Annotated in this window: 13 protein-coding genes and 1 tRNA gene; 8 read left to right on the forward strand and 6 right to left on the reverse strand. The window is 40.7% G+C overall.

All coding sequences use genetic code 11. The features are described 5' to 3' along the window. Window positions 1-218 precede the first annotated feature (218 nt). Window positions 219-638, reverse strand: a complete 420-nt coding sequence (locus GXP69_RS11645; RefSeq protein WP_163915255.1) for a very short patch repair endonuclease — start codon at window positions 636-638, stop codon at window positions 219-221. 139 nt (window positions 639-777) lie between these two features. Here GXP69_RS11645 and dcm point away from each other — a divergent pair, with 139 nt between their 5' ends. From dcm to GXP69_RS11660, 3 genes are read left to right on the forward strand one after another with little or no spacing between them, the layout of a single operon-like run. After that, window positions 778-1,827: a DNA (cytosine-5-)-methyltransferase gene (gene dcm, locus GXP69_RS11650; RefSeq protein WP_163915256.1), complete on the forward strand. Its 1,050-nt coding sequence runs from the start codon at window positions 778-780 to the stop codon at window positions 1,825-1,827. Window positions 1,828-1,831: 4 nt separating this feature from the next. Further along, the gene (locus tag GXP69_RS11655; protein WP_163915257.1) at window positions 1,832-2,899 is read left to right on the forward strand and encodes a DNA cytosine methyltransferase; all 1,068 of its coding nucleotides are present in this window, start codon (window positions 1,832-1,834) and stop codon (window positions 2,897-2,899) included. A 1-nt stretch (window position 2,900) separates the two neighbouring features. Continuing rightward, entirely contained in the window at window positions 2,901-4,418 is a 1,518-nt protein-coding gene (locus GXP69_RS11660) for a hypothetical protein (protein ID WP_204282006.1), read from the forward strand. A 550-nt stretch (window positions 4,419-4,968) separates the two neighbouring features. Here the strand turns inward: GXP69_RS11660 and GXP69_RS11665 are convergent. The 3 genes from GXP69_RS11665 to GXP69_RS11675 form a co-directional block, all read right to left on the reverse strand. Further along, a complete protein-coding gene (locus GXP69_RS11665) occupies window positions 4,969-7,617 on the reverse strand; it encodes a carboxypeptidase-like regulatory domain-containing protein (protein WP_163915258.1) in 2,649 nt (882 codons plus the stop codon). 47 nt (window positions 7,618-7,664) lie between these two features. Continuing rightward, a complete protein-coding gene (locus GXP69_RS11670) occupies window positions 7,665-8,501 on the reverse strand; it encodes a GLPGLI family protein (protein WP_163915259.1) in 837 nt (278 codons plus the stop codon). Between the two features lie 61 nt (window positions 8,502-8,562). Next, a complete protein-coding gene (locus GXP69_RS11675; protein ID WP_163915260.1) occupies window positions 8,563-8,772 on the reverse strand; it encodes a hypothetical protein in 210 nt (69 codons plus the stop codon). A 511-nt stretch (window positions 8,773-9,283) separates the two neighbouring features. Between GXP69_RS11675 and GXP69_RS19365 the strand changes: the two genes are divergently transcribed. From GXP69_RS19365 to GXP69_RS11695, 4 genes are all read left to right on the forward strand, one after another. Continuing rightward, window positions 9,284-9,514 carry a helix-turn-helix domain-containing protein gene (locus tag GXP69_RS19365; RefSeq protein ID WP_163915261.1) on the forward strand — a complete coding sequence of 77 codons (231 nt, stop codon included), beginning with the start codon at window positions 9,284-9,286 and terminating at the stop codon, window positions 9,512-9,514. Window positions 9,515-9,708: 194 nt separating this feature from the next. Beyond that, window positions 9,709-10,134, forward strand: a complete 426-nt coding sequence (locus tag GXP69_RS11685; protein WP_163915262.1) for a DoxX family protein — start codon at window positions 9,709-9,711, stop codon at window positions 10,132-10,134. Between the two features lie 82 nt (window positions 10,135-10,216). After that, window positions 10,217-10,290: transfer RNA gene (locus tag GXP69_RS11690), tRNA-Pro, on the forward strand. Between the two features lie 217 nt (window positions 10,291-10,507). Further along, window positions 10,508-11,278, forward strand: a complete 771-nt coding sequence (locus tag GXP69_RS11695) for a BRCT domain-containing protein (protein ID WP_204282007.1) — start codon at window positions 10,508-10,510, stop codon at window positions 11,276-11,278. A gap of 288 nt (window positions 11,279-11,566) precedes the next feature. On the opposite strand, the gene GXP69_RS11700 is transcribed toward GXP69_RS11695, so the two are convergent. Continuing rightward, window positions 11,567-12,697 carry a PepSY-associated TM helix domain-containing protein gene (locus tag GXP69_RS11700; protein ID WP_163915263.1) on the reverse strand — a complete coding sequence of 377 codons (1,131 nt, stop codon included), beginning with the start codon at window positions 12,695-12,697 and terminating at the stop codon, window positions 11,567-11,569. 73 nt (window positions 12,698-12,770) lie between these two features. Then, entirely contained in the window at window positions 12,771-15,059 is a 2,289-nt protein-coding gene (locus GXP69_RS11705) for a TonB-dependent receptor (protein WP_317164590.1), read from the reverse strand. 253 nt (window positions 15,060-15,312) lie between these two features. Between GXP69_RS11705 and GXP69_RS11710 the strand changes: the two genes are divergently transcribed. Continuing rightward, the gene (locus GXP69_RS11710) at window positions 15,313-15,609 is read left to right on the forward strand and encodes a sll1863 family stress response protein (RefSeq protein WP_163915265.1); all 297 of its coding nucleotides are present in this window, start codon (window positions 15,313-15,315) and stop codon (window positions 15,607-15,609) included. Window positions 15,610-15,687 lie beyond the last annotated feature (78 nt).

Here is a 15,687-nt window from a genome sequence, read left to right on the forward strand (position 1 = left end):
AAAGATTTCATCACTTCACCTTATGTTCAGAACTACCCGCATTATAGTAAGAGCGATATTTTCACCAGAGAAGAATATTATGATATTTGGAATAGAGCACTAAGCAAAGTGTAATGTTAGGTCTAACTGCTTATTTAAAGGTTTCTGTTCAGTCTGGTTGAAGTATATTTATATAGACCTATCAAATTAATTTCTATTAACATGCGAAGTTAAGCAGATTAGACTTCTATATTTTGCACTAACTCTTTTAGTGTTATCTCTAATTCCTTCTTCTTCAACTTACATTCCCACACAACAATTACTTTCCAACCTAAACTTGTTAAATCACTTATATTTCGCCTATCACGCTCTTTTGTACGGGTTATCTTTTTTATCCAGTAATCAGCATTTGACTTAGGGTATCTTATAGACCTACATCCAATGTTGTGGTCATGCCAAAAACATCCATTAACAAAAATGGCTATTTTATATTTTGGTAATATAACATCAGGTGTTCCTGGTAATTCCTTCTTATGCAATCTGAATCTATAGCCTTGACTAAATAAGTATTTACGAACTAGCAGTTCTGGCTTAGTATTCTTGCTCTTAACACGACTCATTATAAAGCTCCTGCTCTTCTCACTAATGTTGTCTGCCATAATATAAAAAACAGCTTAAACCTTCTATAAGTTCTCAATATTCAGGAAGCCGCCCCTTTCAAATTGCTGGACTTAGCCCGGTCTTTAGATACTTTTTTAACTATATTTGCTAATCAGAATTCATTTCTATTAATACATCATGAGAGGGGTTTCCTTATTTTCAAGCGCAGGAATAGCTGAGACATATTTAGATGAAGTTGGGATTGATATTAAAGTAGCAAATGAAATCATACCAAGTCGAGCTGCATTGTATCAGTCTATATATCCTTCCGCTACTATGATTACTGGTGATATACAGCGTGCTGATATTTTCACAAACATTATTCAAAGCTCAGAAGGAGCAATAGATTTCTTAATTGCTTCGCCTCCATGTCAAGGTCTAAGCGTTGCAGGTAAGAACAGGAACAATGAGAGCATGTTAAAAGATGAAAGAAACTACCTATTTTACAAAATTGTAGAGTTCATACATTTAAAAAAACCGGCTTACATTCTTATTGAAAACGTACCGTCTTTGCTAAAGCTTTTATTGCCCTATAAAGAAAAGCTAGTTCATATACAGGATATACTTCAAAATGAGTTTGGAGGGTTATATAATATCGAGGCTGAAATAGTGGATGCAGCAAACTATGATGTTCCTCAAAAGAGATTGCGGGCAATTATCAAAATGTACAAGAAGGGTACAACTTGGGCATGGCCTGCTAAAAAGAAAGCCATCACTGTGTTGGATGCAATAGGGCACTTACCAAGTATTGAATCTGGCGAGACCTCTAGCATTCCTTGGCACTTTGCTCGAAAGCATGTGGAAAAGCACATAACTTGGATGAAACATACACCTACTGGCAAATCTGCATTTTTTAATAAAGTTCATTACCCACAGAAAGAAGACGGTACAAGAATAAAGGGCTATGAATCAACTTATAGACGTATCAATTGGGATAAACCAGCACCTACCATTACTATAAGAAATGATGCGATTAGCTCACAAAGGAATGTACATCCTGGCAGATTAAAAGAAGACGGCACATATTCTGATGCAAGAGTCTTAACCCCGCTAGAGCTCATGATTTTATCTTCTCTACCCACAGATTGGAAAATTCCTCAGAACACCCCAGAGATTTTGATAAGGCAGTGTATAGGCGAGTCAATCCCGCCAAAAATGATTAACAATTTATTACAAGGTATTAATTAGTTTAATGAAAGCTATTTCACTTTTTTCAAGCGCAGGCATTGGAGAGTTGTTCTTAAAGAACATTGGTATTGATATTATTGCTTCGAATGAATTAATAAAAAAAAGAAGTGACTGCTATAAGTTCTTTTACCCAGAAACAGAAGTTATACAAGGAGATATTCGAGATGATAAGGTTAAAAGAGAAATTATAAAAAAAATAGACCCTTCTGTAAAGCTTTTAATTGCAACCCCCCCTTGCCAAGGGTTAAGTACGTTAGGAAAGAACAAATTGCAGAACCACTTAGTATTAGACCCAAGAAACTACTTAATCTATAATACTCTTGAAGTAATTGATGCAGGAAACTTTGACTATATCTTGATAGAAAATGTAGCTCGATTTTTAGATATGTACTTCCCTTATAAGAGCGATTTATTTGATGTTAACTTATTGACCTTAGAAGACATTTTGAATAAGAAATATGGCAATTCATATAACATTGAAGCAAAGGTACTTAATGCAAAAGACTATGGTATTAGTCAAACTCGTCCTAGGGCAATAATAAAACTTTTTAAAAAAGGCTTAAAGTGGGCCTGGCCTGAAATAGAGCCTGAAATTCCACTTAAGGACTCAATAGGTCATCTTCCCTCCTTAGAATCTGGAGAAAAAAGTGACATATTATGGCATGAAGCTAAGGAACATAATCCTAGAGCAGTATTAGCATTGAAACATACTCCTACCGGAAAGAGCGCATTAAAAAATGAGTTACATTATCCTAAAAAGGAAAATGGAGAAAGAATTAAGGGCTTTCACAATACATTCAAAAGGATGAGTTGGGATGAGCCTGCTCATGCGAGAACTACATATTGTGGCAGTATAAGTTCTCATAATAATGTTCATCCTGGTAGAAAACTTAATGACGGCACTTATTCAGATGCTAGGGTGCTTACATTATTAGAAACATTTATTGTTTCTTCAATTCCTGAAACTATAAAATTCCCAGATTGGGCAAACGAATCATTTATTAGAACAGTGATTGGTGAGTGTGTTCCCCCTCTGATGCTACAGAAAATACTATCTAAAATAGGGCAATAATATGACACATAGAGTAGAAGAGAAAAAGTGGATTTTGTATAGGCATACATCTAGCTTAAATATTATAACAGCTGTTGCCATTATTTTAAAGTCATACTCCAAAACTTTGATTTCAGAAGAAGAAAAGAAAAAGTTACTTCTGAGACTGAAAGATTTGAATTACTATAAAGAGAGAAATCCAGAACTTCCCTTAGACTCTATTAATCATAGAATTAATACTTTAGCATACTACATGTTTGGGTATAAGGCTAAGATAGATGGACAGAATAGGTTCCTTTTTAGCCCTTTGGGAAACCTATACCTTAAGCATATTGATGAGCCAGAAAAGCTTACTAAGATTTTCTTTGCAATGCTTTGGTCTTTGCAGTACCATCATCCACATGGAGGTACAGATAAAGAATTCAATCTATACCCATTCAGACTTTTATTTAAGCTCCTAAGAGATTCACGTCTTGACTTCAGGCTATATGCTTTTGAAGTTTCTGCATTAATAGTTTTTGTAAAGGATATAGATGATAATTCTTATGAATCGTTAGTTAAACAAATACTGCGATTTAGAAAGCTTTCAGATAATGAAATAACACAACACTTCAATGAAAGTAGTCATGTTTTAGTCAATTCATCTTATGAATGGGATTATTATGTAAGTACACTCTTTATAAGTGCGGGTATCATCAAAAGAACAATAGGAAATGTAATCTGTACTCTGCAGCATGGTAGGGCTAAAGAAAACACTCCACGAACTCTTAGAAAGGTTACAAGAAATTATGTAGAGTTAAGTGAAGATATTATTCCGCTTTGTGATAAATTTTTAAACACATATCCTTTTACTCAGGTCCCTCTACAATTAAATGACCCGGAAAGGTTAAGGATTGATGTTGTTAAAGAGATTTATAGTTTTTATCCAGAAGAACTTTTAGAAGAAATCGGATTATCTGATAACCTGCAAAAGTTAAGCCTTCTTAATCTACCTAAGCTCATTGAACAATACTCAAATAACAATGATGGTGCGGAAGCTTATTTATTTGAAGATGTTCTAGTAGATGGTTTTAACATGTTTTATAACATAGAAGCAAAAGGTGTGGGTGGTTCAGGTAAAACTGATATAGAATGCTTATTCACTGAAAAGAAAACCAAGTTTGCAGTGGATGCTAAGTCTACAAAAAATAAACTACATGGATTAAATGCTAGAAGATTAGATCTTCATAGGGAGCAGATAGGAGGGAAATATACTATAGTTGTAACTCCCCGTTATGCACCTGCAGTAAAGAGCGATATTGAATCCCAGCCCATTGTGATTATTAGAGCAAGTACATTTGCTGAATATCTATATAACTGTATTGAAAATGATGTAAGGGAAATTGATTATTCTGACTTCGACGAGATAATAAACAATAATTTAGGTACTGATATTAGCATACATATTTCTACCTTAACTACTAAAAAGTTTTCTTCTATTGGTCCATCAAAAACTACTTCTACATATAGTATTGTAGGAAAGCAAAGACGGTTACTTTAGTTATTTAATTAGTTATATTCATAATAAAATTCATAGATTTACTGGCCTGTAAGGATATTGCGTTAGTTCTGTTATATCCACTGATAGCATATTCTTTTAACAGAGTTTAAGTACATTTCCCAATAGGCTCAATAAAATCACTATTACAAACAAATTAGAATTATAAGTTAAAACTGGATTGCTATAGTAGTGAACTACTCAGTGAACAAAGCTTGGTTCTATTTATAAGGCATTAAGAACGAGCACCGTATGTTAGGGGTTCGAATCCTCTCGGGTGCACAAGTACAATTTCAGGCGCCAGCTACTTCAGAAGTGGCTGGCGTTTTTTATAGTCTTCATTTTTAATTCAGCGATACTCACCAAAATGCACCTGTGATCCCTAGTCAAGAGCCTTCAGGTATACTCATATTTTAACATATGCTATGAGGGTTAGATCAATGTAGCTTAATGCAGTTGTTATTACCCTTCGGTTCTGTGCGAGTACTCTAAACTTTCTGTTGCAGGCTATACGTATTGCCTATCTATTGAATATGGAATAGCAAAAGCCGGCTTATAATGCAAATTTGAGTGAAACCATTAACTGGGAAGGCCTGAGTCTGTAAAGATTCTCCACTCTTGCAAAACCGTCAGTGTATACATGAATGAACTCTGATGTATTAAATATATTGGTCCATCTGAGCTCAGTATCTATCTTTCTTTTACCAAAGGAGAATCGGTACACAGCATCGGTAAAGTAGTATTTGGGAGTACCATTATCAGCACCGCTGGTCACGTAGGCATCTGTTTTCAGACCAAAATAATGATTCTCCACAGGGTAGAAGCTCAAATCAAGGATATAATCCTGTTGGTACACCTCTCCCATATTTTTTTGCCCAACTACTCCGTCCAGCAAGGACAGGTTGGCAATGTAGTTAACGCTGAGCCATTCGAAAAGCTTTGCATTGACCTCTGTGCGCACGGAGTAATAGCGGTGCGCTACATCAACCAGACGGTCGTTCAGTAATTGCTTTCTGTTGCTGACATAAAAATTGGAGCCCAGTTTCAGCGTTGTTCTGAGCTCACTGAAATACTTACTCCCCTGCCAGGCGAGGCTGTGGTACTCCATCGGATTGCGCTGCTCGATGCCGCTAACGACAAGCGAGCCATCTTCATTCAGGGAATTCTGGTAGAGTAAGTTGCTCTCAGACGAACTATAGGTGTAGGTCAGGTTTGTAAAAAGTGATTTCAGGGCATTCCGATAAGCCAATCCAAGCATATAGTTTCGGGTTTGTCTTTCCTGCAGGGGTGCGTCGTATAGCTGCAGGGTTCTGTAATCCCTAAGCAGGTAAGCACTCGTGAACTGGTCAAGGGTTCCGTAATGATTCGTCATCCTGAAGGAAGCAGTAGCCTTCCACATGGGCGTAAGATTGAAACGTCCAGCTATCCCTGGTTCGGCTGTAACCCCGTTCAGGCGATTCCCGCTCAGATGCGGTATGTGCCCGAACTCAAAGACTCTGTAATTAACCGGCAACCTAGCATTTATACTCCAGCGTGCGGTTTTGTACTCAGCCTCGGACTCTATAAAGTACCTCATGCGCTGCCAACCCAGCTTATTCACAGCCAGGCTCTTCTGACGAGGCTCCTCCCCGTACAAAATGCTTAGCAAGTTTGATCCCAACTCCTGGTGCTCCAACTGTACACCTACCTTTTGGTTTAGTGTCCAGTTGTCTAAGGCCTTGGTCAGGCTCGCAGTATTGTATGTGTGAAAGGCCAATGACTGCAATTGCTGTTCCATCTCGTCCACCTGTTGTCTTTCTGCCATGAGTCCCCCAAACTGGCCTGGTTCTATGTTTAGTTGCTGACGCATGATGTCGAGACTCACTACAGATGAAAACTCGATTAACTGCTTCCCAAAAGGCTGGATGACACGCAATCTGTTAGCGGCAGAATAGCTTGGATTCACCAGGTCCTGCCGCAAGGAATTGCCGCTACTCAGAATACTGCCCCATTTGGAATCCCAACTCCCTTTTAGCCTTAACCGGTTCTCTAGAAATTTGTCTGCCGTGTTCCTGTACATCGTAACACCCGCTTCAGCAGCATTGGTATACAGCTTATTATTTTTGGTTTCCCTCAGTGTCACAGTGTCTCCCGGCGTAAAGAAAATGCTCCTCGTTTCACCCACCTGCCGCTGGTAGTCATTCAGGTACGACGCGCTGACCCGTACTTGCATATCCTTGCTGATTTTGCGAAGATAGTTTGCACTTACCAGGTGAGCGTTGTTTAAGAGGTAACGTTCTCCGGAAAACCGCGGCGGTGAAAGCTCCCTTAGGCGAAGCAGTTCCCCCTGGGACACACCCCACTCAGCCTGCTCCCTAAGATCTTCGGCTGTCAATGTTTTCAAGTCAGTGGAAACATCATGCCCTGCATTATTCGTCTGGTAGGATGCCAGCAGCTGATGCTTTCTAGTGAAAAGCATCGGTGTGAGATTCGCATCCCAAAGCGCAAACGGTACCCCTGTCCCAACTTTTGCAGTACCAGTAGTAGTAATGTTGTTCTTAAGTTTTATATTCAGGGAGGGGCTAAAAGAAGTAACCAGACTATCCAGTATCCTTATAGGCTGGTGATTTTCCAGTATTTGCACCGATGTCACGTCTGCAGCAGGTAGGTTGTTGCTTGCAAGATTGTAGCGCCCTTCCAGCAGATCCAGGCCCTCTATGTAGAACTTCTGAATAGGCTTCCCTTCATACAGGATCCTCCCGTTGCCTTCTACTTCGATGCCAGGCATTTTTCTCAAAACATCGGCTATTGATCTGTCCTTTATATCTGTGAAGGCAGTGACAAGGTAGCTGACCGTATCATTGCTGCTGGTTATGGGGCTTGCTTTTACTGTTACCTCCCTAAGCTCCAGCGACTGGTTAGCCAGAGTAAACCGTAACCTTTGACTCGTATTACCTATCACAAATTGTTGCCTGCCATAGCCAAGTGCCTGCGCCACTACTTTGAGCGAGTCAATAGCAACATCTACTTCAATAGAGAAAACCCCGTTCTGATCTGTCAGCCCAAAGGCTAGGGTCAGATTATCGTGTTGTGTCAGCACCACTACACTGACACCCTCAACGGCAATCCCGGCTGTATCAGACACATCTCCAGTTATTTTCACCTGCGCCTGGGCGGCACAGCTAAAAAACAAAGCGCTGAATAGAAGCAGTATTCTTATCATCCCTCATTGGACTTTGCCAGCACATTTCCTTTACTAAATTTGAATAGTTAATTTATGAGCTCTATTGGGTTGTTTTTCTTTTTTGCATTTTGCTCTGCTCTCTTCAGAGCGTCCGGATCATTTAGGGTAACCATATCGCCAAGCCTGGCTGCTATATTCTCGTTAAAATCCTTTGCGCCTTTGGCGAACTCTTTTTTGGATGTACCGATGAGCTGCTTATTTGGAAAAGCAATAGATTCGGTACTGGTTGCCTTCTTCAAGCTGCTCAATTCAAACACATAGTGGTTTCTGGTATCGTTGACCTTGACTATTAACCCGGGCAGACCGTTGAACTTGTAGGGTCCGTCACTGACAGGCACTTCGTTGGTAAACCAAGCCACGTACTGACGCCCTCCGAACACTGTTGTAGCCTTCTGGCAGGCATAGCCTGCGATAGTGGCTTTCTCGTTTGTGATTTGCCATCTGAACAGGTTCAGAGGCTCGCTATAAGCATAATCGCTTATCTCGATTTTGTCGATAACTGTAATGGAACCTTTAGGGTAGTTTTTGTAAATTTCATACTTAAAACCTGACTTAGGGAGCGTAGATGCGTTAAACCCAACCTTACTTAGATGCTTTATTCCCCCTTTACTCTCTACATCCGCAACCAATGAGTCGAACAGATAACGGTTCAGACTCTGGAACTTGGAGAAATCATCACCAATAAACAGCAACATATCCTCCTTCAAAATTTTATTACTGTCTGTTGAATCCGGTTGATAGCTTAATCTGTAGGTTAGTTTCAACTTCAGACTGCTGGTTTTTTTGGGAGTTACCTGTGTGCTTTGGGCATCAGCTACCTGGAAGATCAATAGCAGGAATAAAGAAAGGGTTACTTTAAACATGGATTATAAATTAAAGTGATGAGAAAAGCGGACACCTAATGCTTAGATGCCCGCTTTATAATTATGGGCAGGCTATCTCTTCTGTTAACAGAGTATACTCAAGCAAATCAGCTGCAGAATAAGCACATACAACACCTAGCTCGCCGCAGGAATACGTCACCGGTACGCATATAAGTTCTTCTTCAGCGGTTACTACTACAGCGTCACTGCTAAACGCAAATGAGAATGTAGTTACACACGCCAATGCAAATGACAATATAAGTTTTTTCATTCTTTTAGTTTAAAAGTTAAACAATAATTTAACCCTTGCTTGTGCAAAGAGAGTAATGTTGCCACTCAAGTAGCAGACTATTGAATGCGGCCTTAATTTAGATGTTAGCTAGCATTGCATCCATCTCAAGACCAAGTTGCTTAAGCATCTCAAACTTCTGCATTTAAAAAAGCTTACTCAAGTACTGAAAGTACTATTTTATACCCTTAGGTTCTTGAAAAAGGATCAGAGATATTTGGATGAATTTTGTGGATTCTTGTGTAATTGATATGCTTAACAGCATATCAATTACACCTTGTCGAATGCCAAATAACTGAAATCAGGATGCTCATTGTGAAAATTCACATCACCATATTTGCCCATCAATTTTTGTAAAAATGCATATTTACTAATATATTCATTCATGATTATATTACAATCTATACACTAATGACTCAATAAACATAAAAGGTTGGCAACATAAGGTAACTTATTTGCCCGAATTAGATTTTAAACTTTTATACTACTACCTATGATTACAAATGCCATTAGGCTGCATCGCCTTTCAAAAAATTATACACAAGAGTATATGGCCTTCAGGTTAGGCATCTCTCAAAAAGCTTACTCCAAGCTAGAAGCAGGCATCACTAAGCTCACTGTAGAGCGTTTGCTCGAGATAGCCTCAATACTCGAACTAAACACGGATGCAATTCTTAACTCCTCTGATCCTATCAAGTCTTATGATAGTGAACATGTTATATGATTCACCACCATCCAGTTATTCATTCTCAGATATATTAGCTATTTAAACTCTAATTCATCATAGCACATAAAACGCATCTTAAATATCTCAAAACTAATTATTTAACTAAATTATACCCCTAATTTGTATTGGTGAACGGCCAATATATAAAGCCTTGTAAGTATATGCTTGCAGATCTTTTTTAATGCATAACCATGCTATACAAACTTATCAAGACCGATAGCGCCCGCACTACTATACTTATTCGCCTGATGGTGGGTGCAGTATTTCTTTCAGAAGGTATTCAGAAGTTCCTTTTTCCGGATGTGCGCGGGGCAGGGCGCTTTGCAAAAATAGGGTTGCCGGCACCTGAGATTTTAGGGAGCTTTGTAGGCACTTTTGAGATTGCCTGTGGTACGCTTATACTGCTGGGGTTACTTACCAGGCTGGCCACTATACCGCTTATTATAATTATGCTGGTAGCCCTTGCCACAACTAAAACCGAATTATTCTCAAACGAAGGTTTTTGGGCTATGCTGCATGGCAGCCGCACCGATTGGTCGATGTTACTTGGGAGTATATTTTTACTGATTAAAGGAGCCGGTTATTATAGTGCAGATCATACACTGCAGCGCAAGTAGGTAAGCACTTGCCTTAGTCAGAATATTATAGAACAGAGTGCTTTTATAAAATCAGGCAAGTTATTATTTTACACACAAATTTCGGGGTGTAGCGTAGCCTGGTATCGCGCCAGCATGGGGTGCTGGAGGTCGTGGGTTCGAATCCCGCCACTCCGACAAAATAACGGCCTGTATATGTATTTATACAGGCCGTTATTTTTTTGTTTAAATACAATAACATATTACTATATTAGTAAATACTTAACTAGCAGGTATCACTATCTCACCTGTTCTAGTATTGCATACTTAAGTAAAGTATTTATTCTGATTGAGTTTATTCTTCTAGGTGATCGAATTACCAGGCATAAATAAAAAGACACTACAAAATTAATATATGGAACAAGCTTACGAAAATTTAGCCTTTAGACTATTTACCAGTCGTAGTGAGGCAGATAAAGCCATAAATTCTTTAAAAGGAATTCTGATAGGTATAAACTTAGATGGCACTATCAATAGTTCTGAAATTAAAGAGCTACAAAGTTGGTGCAAAAAACACAACGAACTTGTAAACAGAAATCCATTTAAGGAGCTGATGCAAGTAATCAACGAAGCACTTAGCAATGACCTTAGCGATGTTGAATGGGTAGTAGACCTATTATGGCTTTTAGAGAAGTATGAACATGATAGTATTTACTATGATGCTGCAACAGCTGATCTGCAAACTCTTCAAGGTATTTGCCACGGTATTCTATCCGACGGTGTTGTTAACGATGCTGAAGTAATGGCTCTAGATAGCTGGTTGGAGCAACATGAGCACCTGAACTCTTATTACCCTTATGATGAAATTTACAGTTTAATAACTTCTGTCTTGTCGGATGGTAAGGTTGATGAGCAGGAAAGGACAAGACTCTTAGCATACTTCAATGAATTTGTTAAACTCACAGATGAAGAACTTACAGAAAAGATCTCAACTGAGATTGCAGATGTTAAGATTAGTGGTATCTGCACTGCAAATCCTGACTTAAACTTCGATGGAAAAGTATTCTGCCTAACAGGTCTCTTTAGCAGAGGCTCTAGAAAAGAAGCAGAAGTTGCGGTCTCAAATCTTGGTGGAACTATCAGTTCAGGTATAACAAAAAAAAACAGACTACTTAATTGTTGGTGATAGTGGCAATCCGTGTTGGGCTTTTGCCTGCTACGGCAGAAAAGTCGAGAAAGCTATTACCCTGCGCAAAGAAGGTAGCACCGTTACATTAATCCACGAATTTGATTTTTGGGATGCCATTGAAGACAAAAGTATTTAACTATAATGTAAAAGCTGATATAGACCTGATCTGCGATATATTCAGACAGTGAAATGCTTAAGCTTTAGTTTAAATCCCGCCACTCCGACAATAAAAAGCCCTTTCGCTAACTATAGCGGAAGGGCTTTTCTATTTACATATCCTGATAACTATTTCAGCACACCTACCTGAGGCCTAAAGCTTGTTTTCATCTTTCCCTTTTTCCGGTTGCGCCAGATAATAATGCCACTTACCCAGAGTAAAAATGGCATTAGCCCGGCCAGGAACCAGAGGACGCGGGTAAACAGGCCACCTATCTCACCGAAATGGATCGGGACAAACCAGTTACGTGTAAGCTGCTTGCCTGCAGGAGCCTTATGTGGCTCATAGGCATAAAGTATTTTGCCTGTATACTGATCGATGTAAACTTGCGGGCGATATTCAGGACCGGCATTTATTTCAGAAGTGTTAACTACAGAAAAGTACACCCGGTCAGCGCTGTCTTTTGGCATGATTAGGTTCCGTTTATGGTAATCCGGGTACATGGTTTCCATCATCACCAATGCCTGATTTATAGTTAGCTGTGGCATATCAGCGCGATACTCCGACTTAAGCGTTGCCGGATCGGGTGTTGGTTCCTCTGCGCGGGTAACATAATCAGCCACGGTCTGTACTTCTTCCGGAAAAGCAAAGTAGACACCGGTAATACCAACCAGGAAAAGCGGCAGACTAAAGTAAAAACCGAATACTTTATGGATGTCGTAGTTGCGACGCTTAAAGCTGGCCTTTTGCTTCAGAATAAAACCATCTTTCAGCTGTTTCTTTTTGTTGGGTAACCACAGGTATAAACCCGTTGAGAGCAGAATCAGGCAAAGCAGCAAAGAACTAATTCCGGTTATAACAGAACCGATCTCCCCTACCGTTAGCTGACGGTGTATTTCCAGCACATCATCCAAAACACCTCTTCTTTTAGCTAATTCTCCCAGGTAATTGCCTGTACCGCCCTCATAGAAGATAAACTCTTTCTTACCCTCTACTTTAACAATGTAGTTCTCGAGCTCGCGCAACGGGAAGTAAAGTGTTGTAACATTGCCTCCAAACTGCTCCTGTGCCCTGGCAACTATAGTTTCGGCAGCTATAGTTTGTGTACCGGGGCTTGTGCGCTGGTATAGTTCGGAGTAAATGCTGCTGGTAAGCTCAGGCTGAAATACGTAAATCGAACCCGAAACACCTACCACGGAAAGTATAGCTCCGGCTATAAGGCCTACCCAAAGGTGCAGTTGCAGGATCAGTTTTCTCATGTGTGTTTAAGCAAAGTAGCGGCACAACCAAAGCTGTGCCGCTGTAACAATATCAAACTATAGCAACAGGTACCTAGAATCTAAAACCTATAGTTCCCTGCACGTTAATTGGTGCGCCCGGCATTATGGCTGTGGCAGATTGCGAACCGTCGTAATATTTCACATCCGTCAGGTTCTTTATATTAATAGCAGCATGGTACTTATAGTTGTCGTAGAAAATGCTGGCATCGAAGCGGGTGTAGCCCGGTAATCTGAAACTATCGGCAGCATCTACAGGTCTGTCACCGAAGCTGGTGAAGCCGCCACCGATACCCAGGCCACGCAGCGTGCCATTCTGTAGTTCGTAGGTTGCCCAAAGGCTTCCGCTATGCTTGCTCACCCCTCTGAAACGGACATCCTCCTTTTTAGCATCGGTGTCATCAATGCTGCGGGCATCTGTGTAACTATAGGTGGCAATTACATTCAGTCCACGCAGAACTTCGCCGGTTACATCAGCCTCAAAGCCTTCGCTGCGCACTTTACCAAGCTGTACACTAAAGGCGTTATCCAGCGGGTCGGTTACCAGCACGTTGCGGCGGGTAATGTTAAAGTAGGCTGCCTTAATGTTGACCTTGTCGTTTAGTAAACCAGATTTGATACCTGCTTCATACAGGTCTGAAGTTGTTGGCTCAAACGCCTCTCCTTCTCTGGTTCGGCCAGGTTCTGGCTGGAACCCTTTCGACCAGTTACCATATACCGACAGCGGACCAAAAGCTTCTACAAGCAGGCCCACACGCGGGTTAAAGGCAGTGTTGCGTTGCGTAGTAGTTACTTCCGAAAATGTATTTGTTGTTTTATTCAACACCTGGCTTACTTTTTCAAAGTTCCAGATATCGTAACGGGCTCCCAGTAACAGTTTTACACGTTGCGTTACCGATAGAAAATCCTGCACATAAAAGCCGTATAGTTTCGTATTGTCGCGGTAGTCGTCGCCGAAGTTTAATTTAGTTGGCTTAGGCAGGCGGCTGTACTGTGGGTTGTAAATATTCAGTGTATCGTAGTTGGCGCGGTTAAACCAGATGTCGAACATAGAATAGGCAACTTCAACGCCGGCCACAGTGCGATGCTCCAGGAAATTACCAGTCTTAAAAGTGGCGTATAGTTCGTTCTGAGTAGCAAAATTGCGCTCAAAGTTATATTGGTCCTGTAGTCTTCGGGTTACTTTCGATTTGGTGTCGTCGTTCTTTGGCAGGCCCAGAAACTCAACCACTTTCCTTTTTTCTGATGAGTAGGTAAAGTTTGAAGCATGACGCAAACTGAAGATCTCGTTAAAACGGTGCTGCAGGTTATATTGCACCAACCTGTTCTGGTGTTTGCCTACGTTATCAGGCTCCCCTATCGAGCGACTAGCAGGCACATCTGCAATCACTCCATTAAAGGCAACTATTCCTCTGTCAGATGCCTGATCGTGGTCCAGGTATTCGGCTTCTAGTGTTAAGGATGTACGCTCAGAGAAGTCGTAGGTGAAGGCTGGCGCCAGAAACAGGCGTTCGGTACTTACAAAGTCGCGGTAGGTATCGCCATTCTCATATACCGCATTAAACCTGTATTTCAAAGATTTATCATCATTCAGGGCACCTCCGAAATCTATAGCCGGACGGAACTGGCCGAAACTGTTTGCTGTAAGCTGAACATCGTGGAAGGTGTACGCTGTAGGCTTTTTGGTTGTAATGTTTATCATACCGCCCGGGTCGCTTACACCATACAAAACAGAAGCAGGACCTTTCATCACTTCTATCTGCTGAATGTTGGCCGTTTCGCGGAAGGTACGTACGCTGTTACGAAATCCGTTCTTAAAGATACTCTCTGTGCTGGTTCTGAAACCACGTACCTGGAAAATATCGGTGCGGCCTCCAAAGCCTGTTTCCATCGTTACACCACTTACATTGCGCATTGCATCATCGAGGCGTACTACCTGCATCTGGTCCATGGCGCGGCGCGAAATGATCTGTACCGACTGTGGCACTGATTTTAAAGGAGCATCCATTTTAGTAGCTGTAGTACCAATGGGCTGCACAAACTCCCCGTTCTTGCTGGTTGTTACCTGCACTTCGCTTAAGGCAAGCGCTGACGATGGCAGCAAAAAATAAATAGTTTTGGTTGAACCTGGCTCGACTGTTACCTCCTGCTTTATAGTTGTATAACCAATGCCAGATGCCACTAAGGTATAGTCTCCTGAAGCAACACTCTTCAGCACATACTTTCCTTCTTCGTCGGTAGTGGTTCCTATCGTTGTGCCTTGCAAAGCCACACTGATACCCAACAAAGGTTCATTTCTTTCAGATACAATTCGTCCCTCAATACGGCCTGCATTCTGCGCCACAGCCACTTGAAGGACAAATAAAGTGAGAAATATAATTAGTAGAGATCGGTACATATAATGCCTGTTATTTAGATTTATTCTAAGTAGCGGCAAATGTAGTAAGGGAAATCATAAGCACAAATTTTTATTTAGATTATTTCTAAATAAACTATAAAAAATAAGGCAAGCATAGCAATTAGCGGATAAACACATCTTTTTGGGCAATAAGCGAGTATGTAGTGGTAAATCTGATTCAGAATTAAACCTTCTAATTATGGATACATATCACCTGAAACCGGAGCACATGCGGGCACCTAACAATCTCTCGCGTGAAGAGATCCGAAAGAGCCTGGATGAACTGGATAGCAAAATAAAAACCCTGCGGGCCAAAGTAAATGCTACTACTGCTGATTCTAACCATACCTACCACGAACACATTGCGGCACTGGAGAAAAAGCGGGAACTGATAGCAGAAAAACTGAACGACAAGGAGGACACCCAGGATAAGTGGCAGAACCTGCGTACCGGCCTAGACAACCTGAAAAACGACATCGAAAATCTGTTTAAGTAAACTATAGCTATAGTTACTATAGTTCTGAAAACAAAAAGCCCGGCTACGTTGCAGCAGCCGGGCTTTTATAGTTTATAG

This window comes from Pontibacter burrus (assembly GCF_010686685.1).
Taxonomy (GTDB): Bacteria; Bacteroidota; Bacteroidia; order Cytophagales; family Hymenobacteraceae; genus Pontibacter; species Pontibacter burrus.

Bases quoted from the DNA above. Each gene is read 5' to 3' on its own strand.
- GXP69_RS11645 (WP_163915255.1), bottom strand. From the start codon at position 638: ATGGCAGACAACATTAGTGAGAAGAGCAGGAGCTTTATAATGAGTCGT.
- dcm (WP_163915256.1), top strand. From the start codon at position 778: ATGAGAGGGGTTTCCTTATTTTCAAGCGCAGGAATAGCTGAGACATAT.
- GXP69_RS11655 (WP_163915257.1), top strand. From the start codon at position 1,832: ATGAAAGCTATTTCACTTTTTTCAAGCGCAGGCATTGGAGAGTTGTTC.
- GXP69_RS11660 (WP_204282006.1), top strand. From the start codon at position 2,901: ATGACACATAGAGTAGAAGAGAAAAAGTGGATTTTGTATAGGCATACA.
- GXP69_RS11665 (WP_163915258.1), bottom strand. From the start codon at position 7,617: ATGATAAGAATACTGCTTCTATTCAGCGCTTTGTTTTTTAGCTGTGCC.
- GXP69_RS11670 (WP_163915259.1), bottom strand. From the start codon at position 8,501: ATGTTTAAAGTAACCCTTTCTTTATTCCTGCTATTGATCTTCCAGGTA.
- GXP69_RS11675 (WP_163915260.1), bottom strand. From the start codon at position 8,772: ATGAAAAAACTTATATTGTCATTTGCATTGGCGTGTGTAACTACATTC.
- GXP69_RS19365 (WP_163915261.1), top strand. From the start codon at position 9,284: ATGATTACAAATGCCATTAGGCTGCATCGCCTTTCAAAAAATTATACA.
- GXP69_RS11685 (WP_163915262.1), top strand. From the start codon at position 9,709: ATGCTATACAAACTTATCAAGACCGATAGCGCCCGCACTACTATACTT.
- GXP69_RS11695 (WP_204282007.1), top strand. From the start codon at position 10,508: ATGGAACAAGCTTACGAAAATTTAGCCTTTAGACTATTTACCAGTCGT.
- GXP69_RS11700 (WP_163915263.1), bottom strand. From the start codon at position 12,697: ATGAGAAAACTGATCCTGCAACTGCACCTTTGGGTAGGCCTTATAGCC.
- GXP69_RS11710 (WP_163915265.1), top strand. From the start codon at position 15,313: ATGGATACATATCACCTGAAACCGGAGCACATGCGGGCACCTAACAAT.